Here is a 1,654-nt window from a genome sequence, read left to right as displayed (position 1 = left end):
GCTTTTCACCCCATGCGCTCGGAGGCATAGGACCCCGGGGAGGGCGGGAAGACGACGGTCTTGTTGCCGTTGAGGAAGACGCGGCGGTGGATATGGGCGTGGATGGCGCGGGCCAGGACCTGGCTTTCGACGTCGCGGCCCAGCGAGACATAGTCGTCGGGCGACTGGGCATGGGTGACGCGGATGATGTCCTGCTCGATGATCGGGCCCTCGTCGAGATCCGCGGTCACGTAATGCGAGGTGGCGCCGATCAGCTTCACGCCGCGCTCGAAGGCCTGCTTGTAGGGATTGGCGCCCTTGAAGCTGGGCAGGAACGAGTGGTGGATGTTGATGATCCGCCCCGACATCGCCTTGCACATCTCGTCCGACAGGACCTGCATGTAGCGCGCCAGCACGATCAGCTCGGCGCCGGAATCGCGCACGATGCGCATCTGCTCGGCCTCGGCCTGCGGCTTGTTCTCCTTGGTGACCTTGATGCAGTGGAAGGGGATGTCGTGGTTCACCACCACCTTCTGATAGTCCATGTGGTTCGAGATCACCGCCACGATCTCGATCGGCAAGGCGCCGATGCGCCAGCGATACAGAAGGTCGTTCAGGCAATGGCCGAAGCGGCTGACCATGATCACGACCTTCATCTTCTCGGCCTCGTCATGGAAGGCCGAGACCATGCCGAAGGCCTTGGCGGTCTCGGCGAAATCGGCGCGCAGCTCCTCGAGGCCGACGCCCTCCTCGGACAGGAAGCTGACGCGCATGAAGAACTTGTCGTTCTCCATGTCGTCGAACTGGCTCGAGTCGGTGATGTTGCAGCCCTTCTCGGCAAGATAGCCCGAGATGGCGGCAACGATGCCCCGCGTCGTCGGGCAGGCTACGGTCAGGCAGTATTTGGTCATCGTGCTCTCCACTGTGCCCGGGCGGGGCCCGGCTTCTTTCTTGTGCAAATATCCCGGGGGAACGCGCCCGTGGCCCCACCCTGGGGCCGCGGGCGGGTGGGGGCAGAGCCCCCGGCCCCCGGCAATCTCAGCCGACCAGCTCGGGGTCGGGCAGCCCGTTCGCCCGGCAGCAGGCGGTCAGCGTATTGGCCAAGAGGCAGGCGATGGTCATCGGCCCGACGCCGCCCGGCACCGGGGTGATGGCGCCGGCGACCCGGGCCGCGCTGTCGAAGTCCACGTCGCCGACCAGCCGGGTGCGGCCGTCCTCCTCGATGCGGTTGATGCCGACGTCGATCACCGTGGCGCCGGGCTTGACCCAGTCGCCGGGGATCATCCGCGGCCGGCCGACGGCGGCGACCAGGATGTCGGCGCTGCGGCAGACCTCGGCCAGGTTCTTCGTGCGGCTATGCGCGATGGTGACGGTGCAGCTCTCGCCCAGCAAGAGCTGCGCCATCGGCTTGCCGACGATGTTCGAGCGCCCGACCACGACCGCGTTCAGCCCCGAGAGATCGCCCAGCCGGTCGCGCAGCATCAAGAGGCAGCCCAGGGGCGTGCAGGGCACCATGCTCTTCTGCCCGGTGCCCAGAAGGCCCACGTTCAGGATGTGGAAGCCGTCGACGTCCTTTGCCGGATCGATGGCGTTGATCACCGCCTCGGCATCCATATGCGCGGGCAGCGGCAGCTGCACCAGGATGCCATGCACCGCCGGGTCGGCGTTCAGTTTC

2 protein-coding genes are annotated in these 1,654 nt (G+C 66.7%); both read right to left on the bottom strand.

Going from position 1 to position 1,654, the window contains the following annotated elements; translation table 11 throughout:
• Nucleotides 1-5: 5 nt before the first annotated feature.
• On the bottom strand, nt 6-890 hold the full coding sequence (gene purU / locus ASV56_RS22260) for a formyltetrahydrofolate deformylase (protein WP_018001668.1): 885 nt from the start codon (nt 888-890) through the stop codon (nt 6-8).
• 127 nt (nt 891-1,017) lie between these two features.
• Nucleotides 1,018-1,654, bottom strand: a 637-nt coding sequence (locus tag ASV56_RS22255) for a tetrahydrofolate dehydrogenase/cyclohydrolase catalytic domain-containing protein (RefSeq protein WP_062564130.1), incomplete at its 5' end; no start/stop codon positions are given.

The sequence above is a fragment of the Paracoccus aminovorans genome (assembly GCF_001546115.1).
In the GTDB taxonomy this organism is placed as follows: domain Bacteria; phylum Pseudomonadota; class Alphaproteobacteria; order Rhodobacterales; family Rhodobacteraceae; genus Paracoccus; species Paracoccus aminovorans_B.
The sequence above is the reverse complement of the archived record's forward strand: the minus strand, read 5'-3'. Positions and strand labels throughout refer to the sequence as shown.